Annotated in this window: 24 protein-coding genes and 2 other annotated features; of the genes, 1 reads left to right on the top strand and 23 read right to left on the bottom strand. The window is 38.2% G+C overall.

Annotated elements, in window-relative coordinates; translation table 11 throughout:
* Positions 1–150: 150 nt before the first annotated feature.
* Positions 151–531: a sigma-w pathway protein ysdB gene (locus SAY88_RS02760; protein ID WP_332629124.1), complete on the top strand. Its 381-nt coding sequence runs from the start codon at positions 151–153 to the stop codon at positions 529–531.
* A 79-nt stretch (positions 532–610) separates the two neighbouring features.
* Here SAY88_RS02760 and SAY88_RS02755 read toward each other — a convergent pair whose 3' ends face one another.
* The 23 genes from SAY88_RS02755 to icd all read right to left on the bottom strand — a co-directional run bounded on the left by SAY88_RS02755 (position 611) and on the right by icd (position 25,401).
* Positions 611–1,186 (bottom strand): TVP38/TMEM64 family protein, encoded by a 576-nt coding sequence (locus SAY88_RS02755; RefSeq protein ID WP_332629122.1) that lies wholly within the window; start codon positions 1,184–1,186, stop codon positions 611–613.
* A 22-nt stretch (positions 1,187–1,208) separates the two neighbouring features.
* Entirely contained in the window at positions 1,209–1,478 is a 270-nt protein-coding gene (locus SAY88_RS02750; RefSeq protein ID WP_332629120.1) for a DUF1294 domain-containing protein, read from the bottom strand.
* Between the two features lie 149 nt (positions 1,479–1,627).
* Entirely contained in the window at positions 1,628–1,987 is a 360-nt protein-coding gene (gene rplT / locus SAY88_RS02745) for a 50S ribosomal protein L20 (RefSeq protein WP_332629117.1), read from the bottom strand.
* Positions 1,988–2,023: 36 nt separating this feature from the next.
* Positions 2,024–2,224, bottom strand: a complete 201-nt coding sequence (rpmI, locus tag SAY88_RS02740; protein WP_034627113.1) for a 50S ribosomal protein L35 — start codon at positions 2,222–2,224, stop codon at positions 2,024–2,026.
* A gap of 40 nt (positions 2,225–2,264) precedes the next feature.
* Entirely contained in the window at positions 2,265–2,768 is a 504-nt protein-coding gene (gene infC / locus SAY88_RS02735; protein ID WP_332629113.1) for a translation initiation factor IF-3, read from the bottom strand.
* A gap of 90 nt (positions 2,769–2,858) precedes the next feature.
* Positions 2,859–2,981 (bottom strand) — a sequence feature (ribosomal protein L20 leader region).
* A 295-nt stretch (positions 2,982–3,276) separates the two neighbouring features.
* Entirely contained in the window at positions 3,277–5,208 is a 1,932-nt protein-coding gene (gene thrS / locus SAY88_RS02730; protein ID WP_332629111.1) for a threonine--tRNA ligase, read from the bottom strand.
* Positions 5,209–5,259: 51 nt separating this feature from the next.
* Positions 5,260–5,504, bottom strand: a binding site (T-box leader).
* A gap of 96 nt (positions 5,505–5,600) precedes the next feature.
* A complete protein-coding gene (ytxC, locus tag SAY88_RS02725) occupies positions 5,601–6,461 on the bottom strand; it encodes a putative sporulation protein YtxC (RefSeq protein ID WP_332629109.1) in 861 nt (286 codons plus the stop codon).
* 259 nt (positions 6,462–6,720) lie between these two features.
* Positions 6,721–7,833 (bottom strand): cyclic dehypoxanthinyl futalosine synthase, encoded by a 1,113-nt coding sequence (mqnC, locus tag SAY88_RS02720; protein WP_332629108.1) that lies wholly within the window; start codon positions 7,831–7,833, stop codon positions 6,721–6,723.
* Between the two features lie 95 nt (positions 7,834–7,928).
* Entirely contained in the window at positions 7,929–8,855 is a 927-nt protein-coding gene (dnaI, locus tag SAY88_RS02715) for a primosomal protein DnaI (RefSeq protein ID WP_332629107.1), read from the bottom strand.
* 3 nt (positions 8,856–8,858) lie between these two features.
* Positions 8,859–10,307, bottom strand: a complete 1,449-nt coding sequence (locus SAY88_RS02710) for a replication initiation and membrane attachment family protein (protein WP_332629105.1) — start codon at positions 10,305–10,307, stop codon at positions 8,859–8,861.
* Between the two features lie 72 nt (positions 10,308–10,379).
* Positions 10,380–10,838 carry a transcriptional regulator NrdR gene (gene nrdR / locus SAY88_RS02705; protein WP_250096660.1) on the bottom strand — a complete coding sequence of 153 codons (459 nt, stop codon included), beginning with the start codon at positions 10,836–10,838 and terminating at the stop codon, positions 10,380–10,382.
* A 249-nt stretch (positions 10,839–11,087) separates the two neighbouring features.
* On the bottom strand, positions 11,088–11,468 hold the full coding sequence (gene speD, locus SAY88_RS02700) for an adenosylmethionine decarboxylase (RefSeq protein ID WP_332629104.1): 381 nt from the start codon (positions 11,466–11,468) through the stop codon (positions 11,088–11,090).
* 288 nt (positions 11,469–11,756) lie between these two features.
* A complete protein-coding gene (locus SAY88_RS02695) occupies positions 11,757–12,791 on the bottom strand; it encodes a glyceraldehyde-3-phosphate dehydrogenase (RefSeq protein ID WP_332629103.1) in 1,035 nt (344 codons plus the stop codon).
* A 154-nt stretch (positions 12,792–12,945) separates the two neighbouring features.
* Complete coding sequence (gene coaE, locus SAY88_RS02690; protein ID WP_332629101.1) at positions 12,946–13,539, bottom strand: dephospho-CoA kinase; 594 nt, start codon at positions 13,537–13,539, stop codon at positions 12,946–12,948.
* A 75-nt stretch (positions 13,540–13,614) separates the two neighbouring features.
* Complete coding sequence (ytaF, locus tag SAY88_RS02685) at positions 13,615–14,250, bottom strand: sporulation membrane protein YtaF (RefSeq protein ID WP_332629100.1); 636 nt, start codon at positions 14,248–14,250, stop codon at positions 13,615–13,617.
* A 64-nt stretch (positions 14,251–14,314) separates the two neighbouring features.
* Positions 14,315–15,139 (bottom strand): DNA-formamidopyrimidine glycosylase, encoded by an 825-nt coding sequence (mutM, locus tag SAY88_RS02680; protein WP_332629098.1) that lies wholly within the window; start codon positions 15,137–15,139, stop codon positions 14,315–14,317.
* 14 nt (positions 15,140–15,153) lie between these two features.
* A complete protein-coding gene (gene polA / locus SAY88_RS02675; protein ID WP_332629096.1) occupies positions 15,154–17,778 on the bottom strand; it encodes a DNA polymerase I in 2,625 nt (874 codons plus the stop codon).
* Positions 17,779–17,886: 108 nt separating this feature from the next.
* Positions 17,887–18,822, bottom strand: coding sequence for a protease modulator HflC (gene hflC / locus SAY88_RS02670; protein ID WP_332629093.1), 936 nt, complete (start codon positions 18,820–18,822; stop codon positions 17,887–17,889).
* Entirely contained in the window at positions 18,822–19,772 is a 951-nt protein-coding gene (hflK, locus tag SAY88_RS02665; protein WP_332629092.1) for an FtsH protease activity modulator HflK, read from the bottom strand. The genes hflC and hflK overlap by 1 nt, the downstream gene beginning before the upstream one ends.
* A gap of 399 nt (positions 19,773–20,171) precedes the next feature.
* A complete protein-coding gene (gene pnpS, locus SAY88_RS02660) occupies positions 20,172–21,941 on the bottom strand; it encodes a two-component system histidine kinase PnpS (RefSeq protein ID WP_332629091.1) in 1,770 nt (589 codons plus the stop codon).
* Entirely contained in the window at positions 21,934–22,656 is a 723-nt protein-coding gene (locus tag SAY88_RS02655) for a response regulator transcription factor (protein ID WP_332629090.1), read from the bottom strand. Before SAY88_RS02655 ends, pnpS begins: the two co-directional genes overlap by 8 nt.
* A 185-nt stretch (positions 22,657–22,841) precedes the next feature.
* Positions 22,842–23,786, bottom strand: a complete 945-nt coding sequence (mdh, locus tag SAY88_RS02650; protein ID WP_250096671.1) for a malate dehydrogenase — start codon at positions 23,784–23,786, stop codon at positions 22,842–22,844.
* Between the two features lie 346 nt (positions 23,787–24,132).
* A complete protein-coding gene (gene icd, locus SAY88_RS02645) occupies positions 24,133–25,401 on the bottom strand; it encodes an NADP-dependent isocitrate dehydrogenase (RefSeq protein ID WP_332629088.1) in 1,269 nt (422 codons plus the stop codon).
* Between the last annotated feature and the right edge of the window lie 44 nt (positions 25,402–25,445).

Here is a 25,445-nt window from a genome sequence, read left to right as displayed (position 1 = left end):
CTATCTATTTAATTATAACAATTTTTTTAAAAAACACGTAACCAAAGTCCAAGTGATTCGTATAACATAATAGCTTTACTTTATTAATAAACCTATGTCAAAATCAAAATACATTCCGATGATTTGTACCTCATAAGGAGGAGATTATTTATGGTAATTTTATTCCGTTTGTTGTTGTTAATCGCTTTATTTGTACTTGCTTATAGTGCGTTTAAGTACTTATTTCACCCACGCCGGAAACTAGAACAAGCACATGACCGAAAGCAATTTTTCTTTTATGACGACGACAATGAAGTCCGAAAAAATTTTCTAATCACATATAAAGGTGTTATGTTTGAAGGGGAAAAATATCTCGGAACGACAGAGCATTCCTTTGAAATTATTTCTATTTATGTTTGGGCAAAGCAAACGGACCAGCTAACGGGATTGAGCAAAGAAGACTTTCAATTTATTGCAGATGATATTCATTTACGTTACCCAAATGCTAAAGTTGAATGGAAAAGTCCAATTAAAGAACTACTTAAAAAATAAATAATTAAAAGGGGTGTCTCAAAGGTCTTTTTTCGACCTTTGAGACACCCTTTTTTTATGACGTTTCATATTATTTCACTTATTGTTTAGACGTTGAGAAGAAGTCATCCCATTTAATATTCGTTCGTTTTTTACGAAAAAACAAAAATAAAATCGCTAAAAATGTAGCAAAGACTACCGTACCAGCTAAAGGCAGTTCATGAATCATATCCCCAAATGCCGTATAGACCACTGCCGGTGGAATACTTACAAAAAAAGAATATTTCGTATATTCTTTTAAATTCTTTGTTGATTCAATCAAATACAATGAAACTAAATGAAAATGAATAAATGGCATCAACCTCATAATCATCATTTGGACAACTGTTAACTGATGCTTCTCTTTTAAAAATCTTTTTTTCAATTTCGTCAGTTTCTTTCGCATGCTCGGAAAAATATGAATGAGACCATAAAAGACAACACTTACTGCCGTAAGCCCTAATATTGAATAGATGGATCCATAAACCGTCCCAAATAGATAACCACCAAGTAGGCAAATGAGTAAGACAGGAATAAAAAATACTTGCCTAAAGACATGAAGTAAGACGAAAAACAGCGGAGCAAACCAACCACTTTGTTCTATTACTTGAAATGAACGCTCTAAAAACTCCTCCATTATTAGTCCCCCTCTCTCTAGTCTATGCCGAGACATTTAGTAAGATGAAGACAAGTACTGTAAATTGGATCACAATCATTAATGGAATTCCGATAGCAAAGCTTTTGTGCTTTGTTTTATGCCGAAACTTCTTCATACCTGCATAAATACCAACACTTCCTCCAACTAACGCTAACAGAAACAAAGTCCTTTCAGACACTCTTCTTTGACGATTTTTTGCTTTAGCCTTATCTATGCCCATTATAACAAATGCAAGGGTGTTAGCGAAAAGAATATAGATCGTTATGATCATTTTTAGATCCTCCTACCTTTTAGAAACATTGGAAAAAGCCGATCTTCCTTTTCCATTGCCTCTAGAAAACGTTATATTTCCGTTCCCATGAATTTAGACCTTTTTTGACAAAATAAAAAAACGCGACTATAAGCCGCGCTTTTTTATTTTTATGCATTAAGGCTTGCTTTTGCTTTTTCAGCAAGTTGTGCAAATGACTTTTCGTCAGTAACAGCAAGTTCAGCAAGCATTTTACGGTTCACATTGATATCAGCAAGCTTTAAACCGTGCATGAAACGGCTGTAAGAAAGACCATTCATACGAGCAGCTGCGTTGATACGAGTAATCCATAGCTTACGGAAGTCGCGTTTCTTGTTGCGACGATCACGGTAAGCATAAAGTAAAGACTTCATTACTTGTCCTTGCGCTGATTTAAATAATGTATGTTTAGAACCGAAATATCCTTTAGCTAACTTTAATACCTTCTTACGACGACGACGAGCGACATAACCGCCTTTTACTCTTGGCATCGAAGTTCCCTCCTTTTTCTATCAAAACGAAATCAATTATTTTTTGTACGTTAACATTTCGCGAATACGTTTGAAGTCACCAGAATGAACCATTCCAGCTTTGCGTAGTTTACGCTTTTGCTTTTGTGACTTGTTACCGAATAAGTGACTAGTGAATGCGTGTGAACGCTTAAGCTTCCCAGATCCAGTTTTCTTGAAACGCTTAGCTGCTCCACGGTGAGTTTTCATTTTTGGCATAACTCAGGTCCTCCCTTTAATCTTGTTTCAAGTTCAGATATTACTTCTCTGTTTTAGGAGCCAAAATAAGGAACATACTGCGTCCTTCCATCTTAGGCATCGCTTCAACTGTTGCAATATCTTCACATTCTTTTGCAAGACGCTCTAATACTTTCCGTCCAATTTGAGAATGAGTAATGGCACGTCCACGGAAACGGATCGCTGCTTTTACTTTATCTCCTTTTTCAAGGAATTTTCGAGCATTACGAAGCTTCGTATTAAAGTCATTATCTTCAATTGTCGGGCTCAAACGAACCTCTTTCACGTTGATAACCTTTTGTTTCTTACGCGCTTCTTTGTCTTTCTTTTGTTGCTCATAACGGAATTTTCCGTAGTCCATGATTCGACATACAGGTGGTTTCGCATTTGGAGCTACACAAACTAAATCAAGATTAACATTCTGCGCCATATCTAGTGCTTCTTGTTTCGTTTTCACACCAACTTGATCACCGTTTGCTCCAATAAGACGTACTTCACGTGCACGAATCCCTTCATTGACCAACATGTCTTTACTAATAATGAGCCACCTCCAAAGGATTTTAACGAATCAAAGCAAGGTTTGCATGGATATTGTGGTCCAATGCACCTTCATTCAAGTACAAAAAAAGTGTAGGCACACTACGCCCACACTTCGTCCATTCATAGAAATGAAACTGTTCATACCTGTAAACTGCATACGCGTCAATCAGGTGAGAAGCGGGCGCTTCTGCTTGCTTTGTTTCCAATGTTAAATTATTTACTCAATGACTATATCATAACCATCGAATCACGTCAACTCTTTGGTGGCCGACTTAATTATTCTACCTCCTGAAGTAGAAGAATGCAAGAGAATATTGCAAAAGGGTGATTTTCCCTTTTGCAATATTCTCGATGCGATGAGTGTAGCCGACGTTATCTCTTAAGCCTTTTAGGAGCGGTTTTCTCCTAAAAGGCGCACGGCGCGCGGAGCCATCGCAAACTTGTTCGCTCTCATAAAGATAAAAGGGTGATTTTCCCTTTTGCAATATTCTCTTCTACTTCCTAGCTTCTAACTTCATTTGCTCTACAAACTCTTCCAAAGAAACAGATGCAGAATCTTGCTCCCCATACTTACGGATGTTCACAGCATTTGCTTCCTTTTCCTTATCACCTAATACAAGCATATATGGAATCTTTTGCATTTGTGCTTCACGGATCTTATACCCAAGCTTTTCATCACGCTCATCAATTTCTACTCGAACTCCTACTGCTTGGAGCTCTTCTTGTACTTTCTTCGCGTATCCAAGGTGCACATCATTTGAAACAGGAATAATTTGTGCTTGTATTGGAGCTAACCAAGTCGGGAATGCCCCTTTGTACTCTTCAAGTAAAAAGGCAACAAAGCGCTCCATTGTTGATACAACTCCACGGTGAACAACGACTGGACGATGTTGTTGACCATCTTCTCCAACATAAGTTAAATCAAAACGTTCAGGTAATAAGAAGTCTAGCTGAACCGTTGACAACGTTTCTTCTTTTCCAAGTGCTGTTTTCACTTGAACGTCAAGCTTCGGACCATAGAATGCCGCTTCTCCCTGTGCTTCGAAGTACTCAATTCCTTCAAGTTCATTCATCGCATCCTTTAGCATGCTTTGTGCTTTGTTCCACATCTCATCATCATCAAAATACTTTTCAGTATCTTCAGGGTCACGATAAGACAGACGGAATTTATACTTTTCAATACCGAAGTCTTTGTAAACCTCTTGAATGAGTCGGACAACTCGTAAAAATTCATCTTTAATTTGATCAGGACGACAGAAGATGTGCGCATCATTTAACGTCATTCCACGAACACGTTGAAGTCCGGAAACCGCACCAGACATTTCATAACGATGCATCATACCAAGTTCAGCAATACGCAGCGGAAGTTGACGGTAACTTCTCATCTCCTGCTTGTATACCATCATGTGATGAGGGCAGTTCATTGGACGTAAAACAAACTCTTCATTATCGCGTTCCATAACAGGGAACATATCATCTTTGTAATGGTCCCAGTGTCCGGATGTTTTGTACAGCTCAGAGCTCCCTAAAATAGGTGTATAGACGTGCTGATAACCAAGTCGTTCTTCTTTATCCACGATGTAACGTTCAATGATTCGACGAACGGTTGCTCCCTTTGGTAGCCAAAGCGGCAGGCCTTGTCCTACCTTTTGCGATAAAGCAAAGATTCCTAGTTCCTTTCCTAGCTTACGATGATCACGCTCTTTTGCTTCTTCAAGTAAGCGGAGATGTTCTTTTAAATCTTCTTTGTTAAAGAACGCTGTGCCGTAAATCCGTTGAAGCATTTTATTTTTGCTGTCTCCACGCCAGTATGCACCAGCTAAGCTTAATAACTTAAATTCTTTAATTTTATTCGTTGATGGGATGTGTACTCCGCGACAAAGGTCAAAAAATTCACCTTGCTCATAAATTGTAAGCATTTCCCCTTCAGGAATTGCTTCAATAAGCTCTAACTTGTACTCATCGCCGATTTCTTTATATTTTTGAATTGCTTCCTCACGTGATACTTCGGTACGTTTCACTTCAAGATTTTCTGAAATAATACGCTTCATTTCCTTTTCAATCTTCGGAAGGTCTTCAGGTGTTAGTGACTCTTCTGAATCGATATCATAATAGAACCCACCTTCAATAACGGGGCCTACACCTAACTTCACATCTTTGTATAAACGTTTGATCGCTTGAGCCATTACATGAGCTGTACTGTGACGAACAATTTCAAGTGCCTCTTCAGAATCAGGTGTCACGATGGCAATTTTCCCATCTTCCGTAATTGGTGTACGTAAATCAAGTAATGTATCATTCAATTTTCCGGCAATTGCCTTCTTTTTTAACCCTGGACTAATCGACGCTGCAATCTCTTCTGTCGTCGTTCCACTTGGAAACTCCTTGACTGCACCATCTGGAAACGTAATCTTAACATCGGCCATGCTTGTCCACTCCTTCTTAATCTAAAATAAAAAACACCCATCCCTCCATATAGAAGGGACGAGTGTAGTTCGTGGTTCCACCCTTGTTCAAGATCGTTTTATTTTCACAAGAAAACAAAATCAATCTCCTCAAGATACAAAATAACGGTTGTTACCGGCGCCAGATATTCCACTTGTGTGTTTCCCTGCCGCAGTTCAGAGGTGGTAAGAACGTTATTCTAGTTAGGAAGCTCTCAGCAAATGCTTCCTTCTCTGAAAACCGATACAACGCCTCATGTCCTCATCAAGACTCTTACATGTTTGACTGTGATATGTAGTATTATAGGGAGCCTTGTTTAGAAAATCAAGTGGCAATAAAAAAATGGCGCAGCCGCTCTATTTTATTTACAAAATTAACTCCATTCTTTATCATATGCTTTTAACGGATAAAGCTTCATACGTTCCTGAAAAATTGCTTGAATTGATAAAATCACTCCATGGTCAGGGTCATCTGAGAAGACATGAACAAGTCTTGGCACCATGCTTACTAAAGGACTAATAACCATATCTTCTATATCTACCTCTTGTTCAAAAACGAGATCGTCCTGAAGATGGAACAGCAATTCTTCTCTTGTCATTCTACGAAAATGTTCATCATAGAACGTGAATGTTTCATCATGAACAATGTAAACCATCTCTAACTTCGGACGCTTGAATTGGACAAACTGTCGGAAGTCTTCAATCATATTTTGGTATTCTTGCTCAAGCATATACTCATCAATAGCCATCTCCACACAGTCAATTAAGATTTCCCCATAATCTCTTAAGCGAAATGTAAGAAATGGTTCATAATAAAAAGTCGTATCCTCTTCCAAATGAGTAGAAAATGCTTGATAAATAAACTCCCTTCGATTAAAAAACGATTTCATCTGTGGAAGATCGTTGCGATCACCTTCTAGAATCGATCGGGCAATCGTAAGAATCTGTTCCTGTTCTTCCTCATCATGAAAGTAGAACATTGTTTCAATGATATCTAATAGCCACTCATCCTCCTTTGAACTAATGACATAATCGGTTAACACAGAAGCTAGCAAAGGATGAAACGAATCATAAAAATCGATATGTTTGTGTTCATAGTTGAGAATAATCGTATCTTCACCTTCTGCTCTCACAGCTCCACCTAAGCCGTACTCAGCGTACTTTTGGATATACGCTGTCAGCTGACTATACAGCTGCTTGCAATCATAGCTTTCTTCAAAATGGATTGCTATCAACGCTTACTCCCCCTTACATATAACGAACACCTCTATGTGAACATCATCTTTTTCGTCATTTCAGACAGGCTCTACTTCCATCCTATGTTGAGATTAGAAAAACATGATTAGAAATTGCATTTTCATTTGAAGGGACTATTTAAACGCATAACTAAGCAAACTTGGTGCTCATCTATACGACAAAAAAAGACCTGACACAATGGTCGGTCCTTATAGAAAATCAATGTTAGACTAAAGAATAGATGGTACTCCGCTATCTTTAGTTTTGCATAATAAAATCTTTTGCTGCTGTTTCCTTATCATCAAACACACGTAAAATATTGTATTTCGTATCACGTTGTGCTGGAATTTTCCCAGCTTCGCGAATCAAACGTAGAATTTCATTTGTATTTACTTTATGAGTTGTACCTGCAGCAGAAACAACATTTTCTTCCATCATTGTACTTCCAAAATCATTACAACCGTATTGAAGTGACATCTTTCCTACCTCTGGTCCCATCGTTACCCAAGATGACTGGAAGTTTGGAATGTTATCAAGAAAAAGTCTTGAAATCGCCACATTTTTTAAATAGTCGCGCGAGGTTAGCTTTTTCGTTTTATACATTCCTGTATTCTCCGGTTGAAATAACCACGAAATAAAGGCTGTAAAACATTCGGTTTCATCTTGCGCATCACGAATTCGTTGAAGATGCAAAGCCCGCTCTTCAAACGATTCACCAAACCCAATAACCATCGTAGCTGAGCCATGCATACCAACACGCTTTGAAGCTTTCATCGCCTCAATCCATTGCTCCCACGTAATTTTCAAACGACTTACACGCAGACGGGTTTCCTCTGTTAAAATTTCAGCCCCACCACCCGGCATACTGTCAAGCCCAGCTTCGTGTAACTCACGTAAAACATCCTCAACTGATAAATCTGACACTTCAGCGATCTTCCAAATCTCTGCAGGTGAAAAAGAATGCATCCAAATAGCCGGATAACGTCGTTTAATCTCGCGTAATAGATCAGTATAATAACTAAGTGGCAAATCAGGATTCGTCCCACCTTGCATGAGGATTTCTGTCCCATCAACATCTAGCGTTTCTTGTATTTTCTTGAAGATTTCTTCATCTTCAAGAACATATCCTTCTTTATGACCTGGAGCACGATAAAAAGCACAAAAACGACAATACGTATCACAGAAATTTGTATAGTTAACATTTCGTCCAATTACAAAAGTTGTCACTGGTTCTGGGTGCCATTTCAGCATAATTTGGTTGGCAGCCTCTCCCATTTTTTCGACTTCATCACTCTCATATAGAGCAACCACATCGTCCACCGACAATCTTTCACCATTCACGGCACGTTCTAATATAGCATCAATGCTCATGTTGTACCTCCGAATCTCTCAATATAGGATACTGTTATCCTACCATAGTTACCTCCATGCGCAAAGTAAGGACTAAGCTATTGGAAGAAACTTCATTATCTAGCACGGCGATTTGCTCCTTCAACCCTTACAAATGTCGTAAAGTGCTTGATTCTTTCCATAATTCGTTTTGCTTTTAATTCTTCAATTCCTCCGCGCTCAGAATAGGCTAAATGCTCCTCAAGTTCATCGTAGTCATAATTCGAGGTGAATAATGTAGGTAAGTTTTCAAGCATTCGATGCTGCAAAATCGCCCCCAACACATCATCTCGAATCCATCCCGAGATGGTTTCTGCTCCAATATCATCAAGAATAAGGACCTGAGCTCTTTTCACCATATCTAGCTTCTCTTGAAACGTACCATCTCCAATTGATTGTTTCATTTCACGAAAGAAGTCTGGCGTATAAACAATAAAGGACTCGATTTCCCTTTCCCGAAGTTCATTTGCTATAGCCCCCATAAGATGAGTTTTTCCTACACCAAAACGTCCGTAAAAATAAAGACCTTGTCCATCTTCACCTGGCTTTGCATTAACAACAAACTCTAATGCTTTTCGACTTGCTTCTGCACGATCTCGATCAAGATCTAGTTCATCAAAAGTTGCAGTTAATATGTCTTTTGGAACATAAAGTGATTTCATTAGTTGACGCTGTTTCTTTGCACTTTCTGCTTGTTTCTTTAAAGAACATGAATGATACTCTAAATCAATTGCTTTACGAGCAAAAATAATTTCTGGTTGATAGCCTTGCATCATATTAGGACAAGCTGCTAAACCAGGACAATTCTCACAGTTGTAACGTTCATTTTTAAACTCATAAAGCTTAATTAAGCCTTGGTCGATAGCATCATCGGTAACCGGTATTTTATCCAGCGCATCTTTTACAAATGGATCAGCAAGTAATGATTTTCTAGCATTCTCTAATCTTTGTTCTAAGTTCTTATCTTTCGTCCATTGTTTTAAAGCCGATTGAATAGATTCCATACCTTATTTCCCTCCTTTCTGTGCTTTGCTTTTTCTTAATTTCTCTAGCATTTGTTCAAAACTTTGTTCATCTTCATTTTTTTGATTGGGTTTCTCATTTGCTTTTGACTCCGTAGTCGATTGTTCTTGCTTCTCTGCAACCAACCATTTAGGAAGTTTATCTCTCTTTTGCGGTTGTTTTCGTTGACCGCTTCGCTTCTTAGCTTGAGCTTGGGTTACTTTCTGAGTACTCGCCTCATTTGCTTTTCGTTGCTCTAATAAGGCAAGCTGCATGGCTTCTTTTACGTTTTTCACTTTCTTTCTAGACCAATGACCGGCTACTTTATCAATTAGCGCTTTAGACAATTTCATATCATGGCTATATAACATGAAATCTAGAAGAACGTTTGCTACTCCAGGGAACAACTGGTGATCGAGAATTAACGACTCAATAATTTTTACATCAGCAGCTGCTACTTTCCCACCGTGGGAACGAATTTCAAGCAGTTCCAATGGAGATGTCGTTTCATAAAATTTTATGGCTCGTTCTTCTTCTGTCTGTGGCTCTTTCCCTGCCATCGTTTGTTGATTCATCGGCTGCTTTTGCATGCCTATTCCCGGTGGTTCATTGCCATGTTCAACTTTGTACCATTCTTGTGCCTTTTTCCTTAGCTCCAGTAAGTCTAGTTTCTCATCATGAAGAAGAGCTTGCTGTAGGATACTACTCATTTCAAGCGGTTCAATTTTATAAACAAAGGCTAGCCTACTAATCATTTTTCTCACTTCACTAGTTAATATCTCTTCTGGAACAATAAAAGTTGATAAACTTTTTACCAGTAAATCAAAGTCGAATTGAGTAAAAATCATTTCATTTTGATCATTAATAGAGAGGAGTTCTTTTCCTTTTTCCATTTTTAATGCATTGCCAGTCTCAGATTGAAGATTTGTGACCATTTCGGAGTGATGCAATGAGACAAATACTTCATCAAACGCATAGGTCATTTCCGTATATTGGTCATGGTCAATCTTATCTAATGTAAAACGTTCCCGAAGTGTACGATAATGCGACTTCCCAAGCCGATTAAAGAGATAGACGCTTAACACATCATTTTCAAAGAATTGTTTAGGCGTCATAGGAGGCTGCAACTCATATAAATACGTTGCCCCACCATCCTCATCCTTACGCTTATAGGTTTTTAAAAGGCCAATTCCTTCAAGCTTCTTTCGTTCTTCGTATATAACTTCGAGTGAGACACCTAATAGCATCATCAATTGTCTGTGCGTCAACTCATTGCTCCAATACTGATCCTTCTCTAATTGTGATAGCAATGTCAAGTATAAGCTATGAGATATAGCTCCGGTTAGTGGTTGATATAGCAATGTTAGTGTAAGTCTGTCCATCTCTGTTATATAATTGCTTGTCCGCACAGAAAATCGATCAACTGGCAATAATTCTTTCCAATGCCATGTCATTCTCTCACCCCCATAAACATACAAAGAGTTCCTCACGTAAAAAGAGCTTGTAGCGATCACGCTTAAGCTCTATTATTCATTCTTATTCATTAACTCTGTTAGTTCCTTTATAAATACATTAATATCCTTAAATTGACGGTAAACCGAAGCAAATCGAACATAGGCAACATCATCAATATCTGCCAATCTTTCCATGACAAGCTCACCTACGTCATGACTGTTTACTTCATTTTTCCCAAAGCCCCTAAGTTCTCTTTCTACACCATTAACAATTTTTTCAAGGGTATCCAATGAAACAGGTCTCTTTTCACAAGCTCGTATTAATCCCCTTAAAATCTTCTCACGGGAAAACTCTTGTCGTGTTCCATCTTTTTTTACGACAATCAGCGGAATTTCCTCGACCATTTCAAACGTCGTAAATCGATGACTACATTCCTCACATTCTCTTCGACGACGAATGGACCGCCCTTCATGACTTGGCCTTGAATCAAGTACCCGAGTTCCATTGTGATGACAAGCAGGACATAGCATATAATCATCTCCACTTTCCGTATCGTACTCAGTCATTTGAGTTAAGTATCTTTATTTTATGATATAGAAAAAGTAGAAGTCTGACAAGAACTCTTATCATAGGTATATCATAACATAAAGACACATACGAAAGTGAACTACCAAATAGAGGTTGACTCTAGTTAACATCTAAATCTAGTTTTTTAGCACAAACTGTTAATAACAAGGGATTTAGATAGCTATATTTTTGAGTCAACCTCTTTATTTCAATTAGAGTGCTTGTACTTTTGATTTCTGAACTTTAATTGGTCCCATACCTCTTCGTATTTCAATTACTTCGCTTGACTTAGCATGTAATAATTCCGCGATGTAATTTGCGGCCACATTTGGATCAAGGTCCCCACAAGTATAAACATCCACACTGGCATAGCCATGCTCAGGAAAGCTGTGAATCGTTAAATGGGATTCAGAAATAATAACAACCCCGCTAACGCCCTGAGGAGCAAATTTTGAAAATGCTACCTCTCTTACTTCAGCACCTGATTTTAATGCAGCATCAACAAATAGTTGTTCTATAAAGCCCATATTATTCAACTTTTCTACGTTACATCCCCATAATTCCGCAATTACGTGGCGACCAATAGTTTCCATAAGTTGAATCCCCCTTTCAAAATAATTTCATGGCATCTATAAACATTTAGGAATGTCTAATTACACGGGGGAAAGTTAGTCCAAAGAGGTTCTAATCCAATTTGTAAAAAAACCTCTGAATTACTGTAATTGCCGTTCACAAAAAACTGGAATGAACAACAATTATTTTTTAGGATATCACAAAAGTTAAGCGCTATTCCCTTTCATTTTACTGCTAATCGTTTAACTCTAAAAAGATACCTTAATCAGGTTATTATCCCCTCTTAAGGTATCTTTTTTTACCAATATTTACGAAGCTGAGTGAATTTGACTTGTTTGATTTAATTTTTGTGCAACAAGATTCATCAAGTCAACAACGCGACATGAATATCCCCACTCATTATCATACCAAGCAAGAACTTTTATTTGTCTGCCATTCATAACCATTGTTGATAAGCCATCAATAATAGATGATTGCTCATCCCCATTAAAGTCTACCGAAACAAGTGGGTCATTTGTAAACCCTAATATTCCTTTTAATGAGCTTTTAGATGCTGTTTCAAGTGCATGATTCACTTCTTCAACAGTTACATCCTTCTCTACATTTACAACTAAGTCGACAAGTGAAACGTTTGGAGTAGGCACACGTAGCGCCATTCCATTTAATTTCCCTTCTAGTTGAGGAAGAACCTTAGCAATTGCTTTTGCTGCCCCTGTCGATGTAGGAATAATTGATTGCCCGCACGCTCTCGCCCTTCTTAAATCTTTATGTGGATTGTCAATATTCTTTTGGTCATTTGTATACGCATGAACCGTTGTCATAAGCCCACTTTCAATTCCAAACTCCTCATCAAGAACTTTGGCAACCGGAGCCAAGCAATTTGTCGTACATGACGCATTAGAAATAATATGATGTTCTTCATTGATGTACTCGCGTTCATTTACCCCCATTACAATGGTGATATCTTCATCTTTTCCCGGGGCTGTAATTAACACTTTTTTCGCTCCTGCTTCTAAATGATAACCAGCAGTCTCTTGTGATTTAAACTTTCCTGTTGCCTCGATAACAATATCAACTCCAAGCTTTGCCCATGGTAGATCTCTTGGATCACGTGATTGCAAAAGCTTTATTTCTTTTCCATCTACGACTAATGCATTTTCTTTTGCTTCTACTGATAAGTTATATTTACCATGAATCGTGTCATACTTTATTAGATGAGCTAACGTTTCTGCAGGATAACTAGCATTTATCGCTACAATCTCTACTTTTTTCTCGTTCATTGCCTTTCTAAATACCATTCTCCCTATACGACCAAAGCCATTTATCGCCACTTTCTTTTTCATTAGAATAACTCCTCCTTATAATAAGGTTATACTCTACGCTATTTATCTCAAAATTAGTATAACACATTAAATCTTAAAGGACATTATTAAATGTATAAAAATTTAAAAAAAGGCTGACACAAAGGTCGTTCTTTGACCTTTGTGTCAGCCTCGTTCAAGACACTATCCATTCGTCTAAAATTTCCTCTAATTGCCGTCTTGTTTCTTCCACAGTAGAGGAATTATCAATGATTGCATCTGCTCGTTCTCGCTTCTTTTGTAATGGCATTTGTGAAGCAATCCTAAGCTTAGCATCTTTTTCTCCAGCCAAATCTCGGTTCATCAATCTCTTTAACTGAGTCTCTTCATCTACATAGACAAGCAATACTTTATCTACTAAATGAAACAAATCGCTTTCAAATAAGAGTGGAATATCGAAGACAATGGTTTTTTCACCTTCTTCAACATACCTCTCCTTTAATTCATTCATACGGTTCCGTACAGCTGGATGAACAATTTTATTCAATATTTGACGTTCTTCTGGATGCTCAAATATTATTTCCCCGAGCTTCTTCCTAGCCAACGTACCGTCTTCATTTATAACACTTTGTCCAAAATGCTCGCTAATTAATTGTAGAGCCTCCGTTCCAGGCTCTACAACTTCACGAGAAATTTGATCTGCATCAATGACAGGGATGCCTTTTGACTGTATGATCTCACTTACAGTTGACTTCCCGCTAGCAATCCCCCCAGTTAACCCGATTAACATTCAACAACTCTCCTTCAAACTCGTTCGCTCCAAAAGATACATATTAGAGGGAACATAACAGTTGACATTAAACTCCTATAGGCTGAATACCCCAATTAAAATAAGTAAAAGACCAGGGATAAATGAGAATTTTTTCATCCAGGCAGAGTCAGCAAAACGATTGCCGCTTTTCATACCCAATGTAACAAATAAAGCACTCATTGTTGCTACAGCAATTGCCATCCAAACTGGTGAAAAACCAATTAAAGCAGCTCCTATTCCGGCACCAAATGCATCTAGAGAAAGAGCAATCCCGAGCAGCAATGCCTCTCTTCCCGTAATGGTCCCCGAATTGTCGAAGTCTGCTACCATTGGCTTACGTAAGATACGGATGACTACACCTAATACTTTAATTTCAAAATTAAGTATTACTTCGTCACCTTTTGTCTTCACTGTATTTGTAGCGGGTCTGTATACTTGGTACAATGCCCAAGCACCAATCAAAATTAAAATAGCTCCACCAATCGATTCAGCAACACGGGGGGACAAATACGTCTGTATCACTGTCCCAAAAAACATGGCAATTAAAATGGAGGTTGCTGAACAACCCGCGATAAAAAGGAGTGACTTCCAAGGCAACTTCATTTTTCGGAGTCCGTATGTTAAACCAACTCCAAAGCTATCAAGACTTACAGCCAGAGCAATAGCTAATAAGGAGAGAATCTCAACCATATTGATAAGCCCCTTCCATTTCAAACATACGATAGTATATGGCAAGAGCCTATCCAATGGTACTTTATTTTTGACAGTTTATGCAGAAGTGCGTACCTCGACCACCAACAACTTTCTTCGTAATTTCTGCCCCGCATTGCACACATGGTTCTCCTTTACGTCCATATACAGTAAGTTGTTGTTGAAACATTCCCATCTCACCTTGTCCATTTACATATGATTTAATTGAACTGCCTCCTAAATCAACAGCTTCTTGTAACGTCGTAATAATAGCATCATGCAAACGTGTTAGTTCAGTATTTGAAAGAGAAGAAGCCTGACGTTCAGGATGAATTCCTGCTTTAAACAAAGCTTCATCGACATAGATATTTCCAAGACCAGCGACTGTTTTCTGGTCTAATAAAACGACTTTAATATTTCTCGTCGTGTTCTTAAAGGAACGTTCCATTAGCTCTATGGTAAATTCCGGAGAAAAAGGCTCAACTCCTAAAAGAGACAACGGCATTGTTTTCTCTTCCGTTCCTTTTTCAAAAATATGCATCGTCCCAAATTTGCGTACATCTTGATAGCGCAACTGTGTTCCATCTGTGAAAGAGAAAATTACGTGGGTATGCGGCGTTAGCTCTTCTTCTTTTTGAAATAGACCATAACGCCCCTCCATACGTAGATGTGAAACCATCGTTATATCATCTAGCACAAACAACAAGAATTTCCCTCGTCGATTGACTTCATGGATCGTTTGCCCTATTAAGTGAAGCTTAAATTGTTCCACATCATCAGGCTTTTTTATTATATTTGCCCACAATACATCAACTCTTGCAATGGTTTTTCCAATGACCAATTGACGCAAGGTTCGACTTACCGTTTCTACCTCAGGTAATTCAGGCATACCATGTTCTCTCCTTATTTCGCATCATACCAGGTTTCACCATAAGAGACATCCGCCTTAAGAGGAACATCTAAATTAACCGTTTGCTCCATCACTTCTGGTACTAGCTTCATCATGATTTCCATCTCATTCTCAGGCACTTCAAAAATCAATTCATCATGAACTTGTAAAAGCATATGACTTTGTAAATTTTCTGCTTCAAGGCGCTCGGCCATATCGACCATTGCCCTTTTTATAATATCAGCGGCTGTTCCTTGAATTGGTGTATTCATCGCCGTTCGCTCAGCGAAACTCCGTTTATTAAAATTGCGACTTGTAATGTCAGCTAAGTAGCGTCTACGTTGCAATAAGGTAGACACATACCCTTTTTCCCGAGCTTCTTCAATCGTGTTATCCATATATTCTTTTACTTTTGGATAACTCGCTAGATAACGGTCAATAAATTGCCCGGCCTCTTTTCTCGTAATTCCAAGACTTTGTGATAAACCAAAATCACTTATTCCGTACACGATCCCAAAATTAACTGCTTTGGCACTTCTACGCATATTCGCCGTAACTTCTTCTTCATTTACATGGAACACATCCATCGCCGTTTTCGTATGGATGTCCATGTCAGACAAAAAGGCTTCTATTAACTTTTCATCACCAGAAATATGAGCTAGTACCCGTAATTCAATTTGGGAATAATCAGCTGCTAGTATTTTCCATCCTGTCTCTGACGGGATAAAAGCCTTTCGAATTTTACGACCTTCTTCCAATCGTATCGGGATATTTTGTAAGTTTGGATCAGTAGAACTTAAGCGCCCAGTCTGTGTTAAGGCTTGATTATAGCGAGTATGAATTTTATTCGTTTCGGCCTTTGTTACTTTTAATAAACCTTCAATATATGTTGAATTCAATTTTCCCAACTGCCTGTAGTGCAAAATATGTTCAACAATTTCATGATCCTCAGCTAATTTTTCCAATACATCTGCAGAAGTTGAGTATCCAGTTTTTGTTTTCTTAATTGGAGGAAGACCTAACTTTTCAAACAATACTTCTCCTAATTGTTTAGGGGAATTGATATTAAATGAACCACCGGCAAGTTCATGAATCTTCTCTTCCAATTCTTTCAAGCGTCGATTTAAATCTTCCCCCATCTGCTCAAGTTGTTCCTTATCTACTTTCACACCCGTTGTTTCCATACGTCCTAAGATAATGGAAAGTGGCATTTCAAGCTCTCTGAACAACTTTTCTTGTTCATTTTCTATTAACTCTTGTTCCAAAATAGGTTGAAGTTGATGCATCGCATCAGCTTTTCGTACTAAATGTTCGGCGAGCTGTGCTTGTTCTGGAACTTTTTGCTTCGCTCCTTTCCCATAAACCACTTCATCTTCCTGCACTTGTCCCCTTGCTTTACGCTTAGCTACATCACTTATTTCATGAGACGACAATGAAGGATCTAGTAAATACGAAGCCATTTGTAAATCAAACGTTACCCCGTTTAAAAGTACCCCTTTCCAACCTAGAGCAACGACGGCTCGTTTTGCATCAAATACAGTAATTTTTGTCGTATCATCTTTTAACCAATCAACAAAAGCTTGAGAATGTAATGCTTGTTCTGTGTTGATAAAAAAGCGACCTTTTTCATTAACAAGTGCAAACCCTTCAATAGTTGCTTGATGATAGTTTTCACTTAGCACTTCAACGATAAGAGCTGCTTCTTTTGTCAAGTTCTCTTTAGTTACCTCATCTAACACTTCATATGTAATATCTTCTAATTCTTCTTCCATAGCACCGTCTGTATCAAATTTAGAAACAAGCGATGTAAACTCTAGTTCTTTCATTAATTTAACTACATTTTGCTTTTCATACTCACCAAAACTAAGGTCATCTAATTGTGTTTCAAAAGGAACATCTACAAAAATGGTAGCAAGCTCTTTACTCATTAACGCTTGCTCACGATTCTCTTCTAGTTTTTCTTTCATTTTCTTCCCAGAGATTTGATCAATTGAATCAAGTACCTTTTCAACTGAACCGAATTCTTTCAAAAGCTTTAATGCCGTCTTTTCACCGACACCTGGAACTCCAGGGATGTTATCAGAGCTATCTCCCATAAGACCTTTCATATCGATGATTTGTTTCGGACTAATCCCGTACTTTTCAGCGATAAGGGCTTCGTCATATGCTTCAACATTTGTAATGCCCTTCTTTGTTAATACAACTGTCACTTTATCAGAGACGAGCTGAAGCAAATCCTTATCTCCAGAATATACCTTCACTTCAAAGTCTTTGTTTGATGCTTCTTTAGCAAGCGTACCGATGATATCATCAGCTTCATAATTCTCAACTTCATAACGAGAAATGTTAAAAGCATCAAGCATTTCCCTTACGAGGTGAAACTGTTCCGATAACTCTGGTGGCGTTTTTTGACGCCCACCCTTGTATTCATCAAACGTTTTATGACGAAACGTTGTTTTGCCAGCATCAAACGCTACTAACATATGCGTCGGCTTCTCTTCTTCAATAATCTTTAATAACATCGTTGTAAAACCATACACTGCATTCGTATAAACACCTTTATCATTATTCAATAATGGCAGTGCAAAAAAAGCACGATAAGCTATACTATTTCCATCTATTAATACGAGCTTTTTCAACTAAATGCCCCTCTCTTAAAAACCAGTTTTTACATATAGTTATTGTAGCACACGAAAAAAGGGAGTACCAAAAGTCTGGTTTTGACTTTTGGTACTCCCTTGAAGCAATTACTCTGTAAAGCCCATCAAAATACGAGCATAAGGAGAGTTAGACGGCAAAACAATGACTGTTTCATCACCAATTGTCTGCTCATATGATTCAAGCGTACGATACAACTGATAGAACTCTGTGTCACGGCCGAATGATTCATTGTAAATACGTGCCGCTTCGGCTTCCCCTTCCCCGACAATTTCATTTGCATCGGCATTAGCAGTTGCAAGGATTTCTGTTACTTCTCGGTCTGTGTTCGATTGAATTCGGTTCGCTTCCGCATCCCCTTGTGATAAATATTCTTGTGCTGTAGCATGACGCTCAGAAATCATCCGGCTATATACAGCTTCTTCATTCTCTTCTGGAAGATCTGTCCGTTTCATTCGAACGTCTGTTAAAACAATCCCGTATTGATTTCGCTCAAGCGCTTCATTGACACGATCACGTACAAGTTCATTGAAACTACCACGTGAGGACGTTTCTTCTTCATTAATAATCTCATCGAACTCTAATTGTCCTAACTCTGCTCGAATTGCCGAGAAAATTAACTCACCCATAATGGCTTCCGCACGTTCCTGTGTGACTGTATTTGAGATCATTAGCTGTGGATTTTCAATTCTCCATACTGCATAATGATCGGCTAGTACCCGTTTTTGATCTCTCGTATTAATTTCAGCTGGTGGGATATCATAAATTAATTGATATTTTGGCAAAGTTGAAACGGTTTGGATAAATGGAATTTTATAACTAAGCCCAGGTTCATCTTCAATCCTGACCACTTCACCAAACTGACGAACTACTTTATATTCCCCTTGTTCTACAATAAAAAGATTACTAATGATCGTTGCTAAAAGCGCAATTAAAATAATACCGATCGCTCCAAGCTTTGCGTACTTTCTCCATTCATCACTCGGACGACGTTCATTTAAATCCACGATATTCTCATCACTCATTAGTTACTCCCCCCTTCAGCAGAACTTTGTCCCCGCTCTAGTGGTCTAATTGGTAAGTAACTTACCGTATCACTATTGCTGTCCATAATATAAATCTCTGTATCTGGTAACACATTTTCAAGGGTTTCTAGAACAAGGCGTTGCCTCGTTACTTCCGGATTAACAAGATACTCGTTATAAAGAGCGTCAAATCTTGCCACGTCCCCACGTGCCCGCTCGATCCGTTCTGCTCTTGTTCCCTCTGCACGAGAGATAATCGCATCTTTTTCCCCTTCTACTTCATTGATTTGTTGGTTACGATATCTTGTTGCTTCATTGATTTTTGTCAGACGTTCCTCACGAGCATCCGTTACTTCTATAAAAGCTCGACGAACATCTTCAGTTGGAAGTTCTACATCTTGAAGTTTTACATCTTGAATACTTACACCAATTTGATAGATTTCTAATAACTCAATTAAATTTTCAAAAACCCGCGCCTCTACTTCAGGTCTTTGATCCGTCAGGACTTCATCAATCGTTGTGCTCCCAATAACTGTACGTAAGGCAGATGACGTTGCATTATATAAAACCTCTCTGGCATCAACAGAGCTATACAAATATTGCTCAGGATCTGTTATTCGCCATTGAACGGCTAAATCAGCAAAAAGAATGTTTTCATCACCCGTAATCATTTTCGCTTCTCTAGTGAATTCTACCACTTCTCCATCTTCTTCCTTATAGCCAACTTGGAGGTTATATGTTCCTCTCGATAAAATCTCAACTCTTTGTATCGGCCATGGCATTTTAAATTTCAAACCTGGCTCTGTAATCGTTTCATCTACTTTTCCAAATGTAATTAATGCTGCTTGTTCCGATTCGTCGACTATGTACCAACCTGTAGCAAGAAAAAGGGCTAATATTGCGACACCAACGCAAGATCCAAAGCCAACCAGTAATTGCTTTACCGTCATCTTATCATTCCTTCCTTGATGTTCTTGTTTTTCTACTCTTTATACGATTCTTTAAATAAATCGGTTTCATTTATTTTTTAAAGAATCTCACTCTTTTTCATTATAGTACAAATTTTAAGCTATTTGGGTCTTTTTACCGAAAACCTACTAATAATCATTGGCAATAAAAAAAGACATGAGCACAAAGGGGGGGCGCTCATGTCAATCAAAGGGTTGAACTATTAGCAAGATGTAATAGCTTGCCAAGCAGTGATGAAAACCGTTCCCTTAGATTATAGCCACATTTAGTAAAGGTTGTTTTAATAAAATGTAAATATTTCGTAAAAAAAATGTCATCAAGAGACGATTCCCTCGATGACACTTTTTGTTTGGATCATTCCATTACTTTGTTGTTACAAATTACTCAGCTCGAAATCGATGAAAAGTAATCGTAAAAGTAGTTCCTTTCCCAACCGAACTATTTACAATTATTTTGCCTTGGTGTGCTTCTACTAAGTGTTTGACAATAGCAAGTCCCAGGCCGGTCCCCCCAGAATTCCGGCTTCTCGCACGATCTACCCGATAAAATCGTTCAAAGATTCTAGGTAGATCCTTCTCACTTATTCCAACACCTGTATCAGTGATCTCTAATGTAATAGTTTCTTCATTTCCTTTAATTGAAATTTTGACCGATCCGGAAACTGGAGTGTACATAATACCATTGTTAATTACATTTATAGCAATTTGTTTTATACGCTCCGTATCTCCTTCAAGTGTCGTATTTCCTTCAACGAACATCTGTAAATCAATTTGTTTTTCTCGCGCCTTATCTTTTAATAATTCAATCACTTCACTTACAATTTCTTGTAAATTCGTTCTTTGCCAATTCAATTGAAAATAAGCTTGTTCAATTCTTGAAAGATCAAGTAAATCCTGAATCAAACTTTGCAGTCGCTCACTTTCATTAGCAATAATCGTTAAAAACTTTTCTCGAAGTGGCTCCGTGTTCATCGCCCCATCAAGAAGTGTTTCGGTAAATCCTTTGATCGAAGTAACTGGAGTTTTTAGTTCATGCGACACATTAGCAACAAAGTCTGTGCGTACTTGTTCAAGTTTCTTTAACTCTGTGATGTCATGAAGCACAAGGACGATCCCCTTTAACTTATCGCTATTACTTATGACCGGAGCTGCATACACTTCAAAGTGACGTACCTCTAAATGTACAGGGAAATGAATTTGCATTCTTTGTTTTTTTTCAGTCATAAATATGGTTTGTACGATTTTTATAAGTTCTTTATGTTGAATCACATCATGGTAAAGTTGATTTTGCCAAAGATCTGTATTTTCTTCAAAGATTTCTTGACACGCTCGGTTAATTAGGGAGATGTCCCCTTTTGTGTTAATTAAAATTAAGCCACTTCCCATATTGTCAATCAAGGTTTCCATACGTTCTTTTTGAGCTTGATCTCGTTTAGTTAGTTTCTCTAAGTTAAAAGCAAGAATATTAATAGACCTTGATAACTGTCCAATCTCATCTCGCTTTCCTTCAGACGTTCTCGCCTTATAGTTTCCTTCTGCTAACTCATTAGCAACGACCGTCGCACTTTCAATCGGTCCTATCATTTCATTTGTCACACGATACGTAATAGTTACAATAATGATAAATGCGACAGTAAAACTGATCCCTAAAATCAACCAAATCTTTTCTGTCATATCGGCTAACGTACTTGTAGACAGCCCTAAACGCATGTATCCTAATTTGTTCCCGTTCTCATCTATAATAGGAACAGCATAATATAGGAGTTCATCTTGTACAGTTTCACTATATCGAATATACGAGACACTTTCCTCATTTTCAATTGCTTCAATTTCAGGCCTTAGCAAATGATTCTCCATTGTTTTAGGATCTGTTGCAGACTCACCAATAACAGTACCATCTAAAAGAATAATTGTTACTCTTGAGTCAAGCATTTCCGCTATTTCCAACGCCCTCTTTTGAGCATTTTCTTCCTCAAGACCATATTCAGCAAGCGTATATGCAGCTAAGTTGGCTTCTTTCTCTACTCGATCGGTCAAATTATTAATGTAGAAATCTTCATATAGCTTTCCTATCACAAACCCTATGCCAATCAATACTAGCAAGGTAATTGATAGAACTGCTAACATGATTTTGAACCTTAACTTATACATTGACTGGGGGCTCCTCCAATTTATAGCCAAGTCCCCGGATGGTTTTAATATAAGTAGGCTTTTTTGTATTTGCTTCAATTTTTTCACGAAGGTGACTTATGTGAACATCCACAATCCTTGTATCACCAACAAATTCGTAATTCCAAACTGCGTTCAATAACTGATCTCTCGTTAATACACGCCCTTTATGATTAGCTAAATAGAGTAATAATTCAAATTCTTTAGGTGTTAATTCCAGTGAATTATTTTTGAAAAACACCTCGTAATTATCTGGATATATTTCCACCTCTCCAAATTTAATAACATTATCTGTTGAAGCTTGACTTGTGTCCGTTTCTAAAAGTACAGGTTGTGCTCTTCTTAGGATAGCTCGAACTCTCGCAACCACTTCACGAGGGCTAAACGGCTTCGTCATATAATCGTCTGCTCCAAGTTCTAATCCTAATACTTTATCGAATTCATCATCTTTTGCTGTAAGCATTAAAATAGGAGTTGTTACCTTATTTTGTCTAAGTTGCTTACATACATCTAAGCCATCCATTTCAGGTAACATTAAATCGAGAACGAGTAAATCAAATGATTCTGTAGTGGCCAATTCTAAAGCCTTTGCTCCATCCATTGCTGTCGTGACATCAAAACCCGCTTGCTCTAAGTTAAACTCTAATAACGTAACAATTGATTCTTCATCATCGACAATTAACAAACGCTGTGACATATTAATCCTCCCAAACTCGTTTCAAAAAACGAGTAAATGTAACGGTTCACCCTGCTATATCCCCTAATGGGTTCTTTCTATTTCTATAATTAGTATAGCAAAGTATAGGATAATTGCTATCAAGAAAAACAAAAAAAGGTATCCCAAAGGCCCTGTTTGACCTTTAGAATACCCCCCTTTATTAATTATGTTGACGGTAAAGCCGCCATAACACTACGAACAGATTCAACTGATTTAGCTAATGCTGCTTTCTCATCGTCTGTTAAATCTAGTTCGATGATTCTTTCAATTCCATCTCCACCTAAGATCGTCGGAACACCTACATATAGGTCCTCATAACCATACTCACCTTCTAAGTAAGCAATTGTAGGAATTACACGTTTCTTATCTTTAATAATCGCCTCAACCATCTGAGTTAGAGATGCAGCGGGTGCATAGTATGCACTTCCATTTCCAAGAAGACCTACGATTTCACCGCCACCTTTACGAGTACGCTCAACAATCGCATCTATGCGATCTTTTGGGATGAGCTTTTCAAGTGGAACTCCACCTGCAGCCGAATAGCGAATAAGTGGTACCATATCATCTCCATGTCCACCAAGTACAAAACCAGTAATATCTTCAACAGAAAGGTTAAGTTCTTGAGCAACAAACGTACGGAATCTTGCTGTATCTAGTACACCAGATTGACCAATGACACGATTTTTAGGGAATCCGGATTCCTTAAATACCGTATATGTCATTGCATCTGCTGGATTTGTTAAAACGATAATATAGCAGTTCGGAGAATATTTCACTACCTCTTTTGTGACTGCTTTCATTATACCTGCATTTGTGTTAACTAAATCATCACGGCTCATGCCTGGCTTACGTGCAATCCCTGCAGTTATGACAACTACATCAGAATCTTTCGTATCTTCGTAGTTAGAAGTGCCAATGATATTGGAATCTATTCCAGCTACTGGTGTTGATTCAAGCATATCTAATGCTTTTCCTTTTGTTGGACCTTCCATCTGAGGAATATCTAAAAGAACAACATCGCCTAACTCTTTCTGTGCAACCATTAGAGCAGTTGTAGCTCCTGTGAAACCTCCACCGATCACGGAAATCTTTCTACGTTTAATTGCCATAGTCATGCACCCCGTTTTTTTTAGTTTTGTATCCGGCTCATTTAAACCCAAAAGGGAAAAGCACCCTTTTTAGCCGAAACAGTGCGTTCATCATTTGCAATGGCTTCTCTCGCAGGGGTGAGACACTTCTCACACCAAAACGGCGGCTCCGCTCATTGCTTCGATATAAAACAAAAAGGGAAAAGCGCCCTTTTGGCCTGAACCGTGCGTACATCATTTGCAATGGCTTCTCTCGCCGTGCGCCTTTTGAGAAGACCGCTCAAAAGGCTTAAAACCTTTTACGGCGGCTCCGCTCATTGCTTCGATATAAAACAAAAAGGGAAAAGCGCCCTTTTTGTTTTATATCTTAAAGGTTTTTAATTAATTCGTCTGCAAATCCTGAGCAAGATACTTCAGTTGCTCCATCCATTAGACGTGCAAAGTCATATGTTACCACTTTACTTGCAATTGTTTTATCCATTGAAGCCATGATAAGATCTGCTGCTTCGAACCAACCTAAGTGACGAAGCAATAACTCACCTGAAAGAAGTACAGATGATGGGTTTACTTTATCAAGACCAGCATATTTAGGCGCAGTACCATGAGTAGCTTCAAAAATAGCATGTCCTGAATCGTAGTTAATGTTTGCTCCAGGGGCAATTCCAATTCCACCAACCTGTGCTGCAAGTGCATCAGAAATGTAGTCACCATTTAAGTTCATTGTTGCTACAACATCAAACTCTTTTGGACGTGTTAAGATTTGTTGTAAGAAGATATCAGCAATAGAATCTTTTACAATGATTTTTCCAGCAGCTTCTGCTTCTTCTTGAGCTTTGTTTGCAGCTTCCTTGCCTTCTGTTTCTACGATTTTATCGTATTGAGCCCATGTAAATACTTTGTCTCCGAATTCGCGCTCAGCTACTTCATAACCCCAGTTTTTGAATGCTCCTTCAGTAAACTTCATGATATTTCCTTTGTGTACAAGTGTTACACTCTTACGACCTTCATCAAGAGCATACTGAATCGCCGCACGAACTAGTCGGTCTGTCCCTTCTTGAGATACAGGTTTAATACCAATTCCAGACGTTTCAGGGAAACGAATCTTGCTAACACCCATTTCATTTTGTAAGAACTCGATAAGCTTCTTCACTTCATCAGAACCTTCTTTATACTCAATTCCAGCATAAATATCTTCTGAATTTTCACGGAAGATAACCATATCCGTATCTTCCGGACGTTTTACAGGTGAAGGAACCCCTTGGAAATAACGTACTGGACGAAGACAAACATATAAATCAAGCTCTTGACGTAGTGCAACGTTTAAAGAGCGGATACCGCCACCAATTGGTGTAGTTAAAGGTCCTTTAATAGCAATCATATATTCACGTACTGCATCTAATGTTGCTTCCGGAAGCCACTCACCTGTTTGATTATATGCTTTTTCACCAGCAAGAATTTCTTTCCACTCAATTTTCTTCTCACCATTGTATGCTTTCTCAACTGCGGCATCTAATACACGAGAAGCAGCAGCCCAAATATCAGGACCAATTCCATCTCCTTCAATGTAAGGTACAATTGGGTTGTTTGGTACATCAAGTACTCCGTTATTTACTTTAATCACTTGACCGTTTGACATGTTTAATTACCTCCTAATTATTCAAAAAAGTATAAAATATTACT

Origin of the sequence: Halalkalibacter flavus (assembly GCF_036663575.1) — a bacterium.
Taxonomy (GTDB): Bacteria; Bacillota; Bacilli; order Bacillales; family Bacillaceae_D; genus Halalkalibacter; species Halalkalibacter flavus.
Note: the sequence above shows the minus strand (reverse complement) of the source record. Positions and strands in the feature narration are given on the sequence as shown.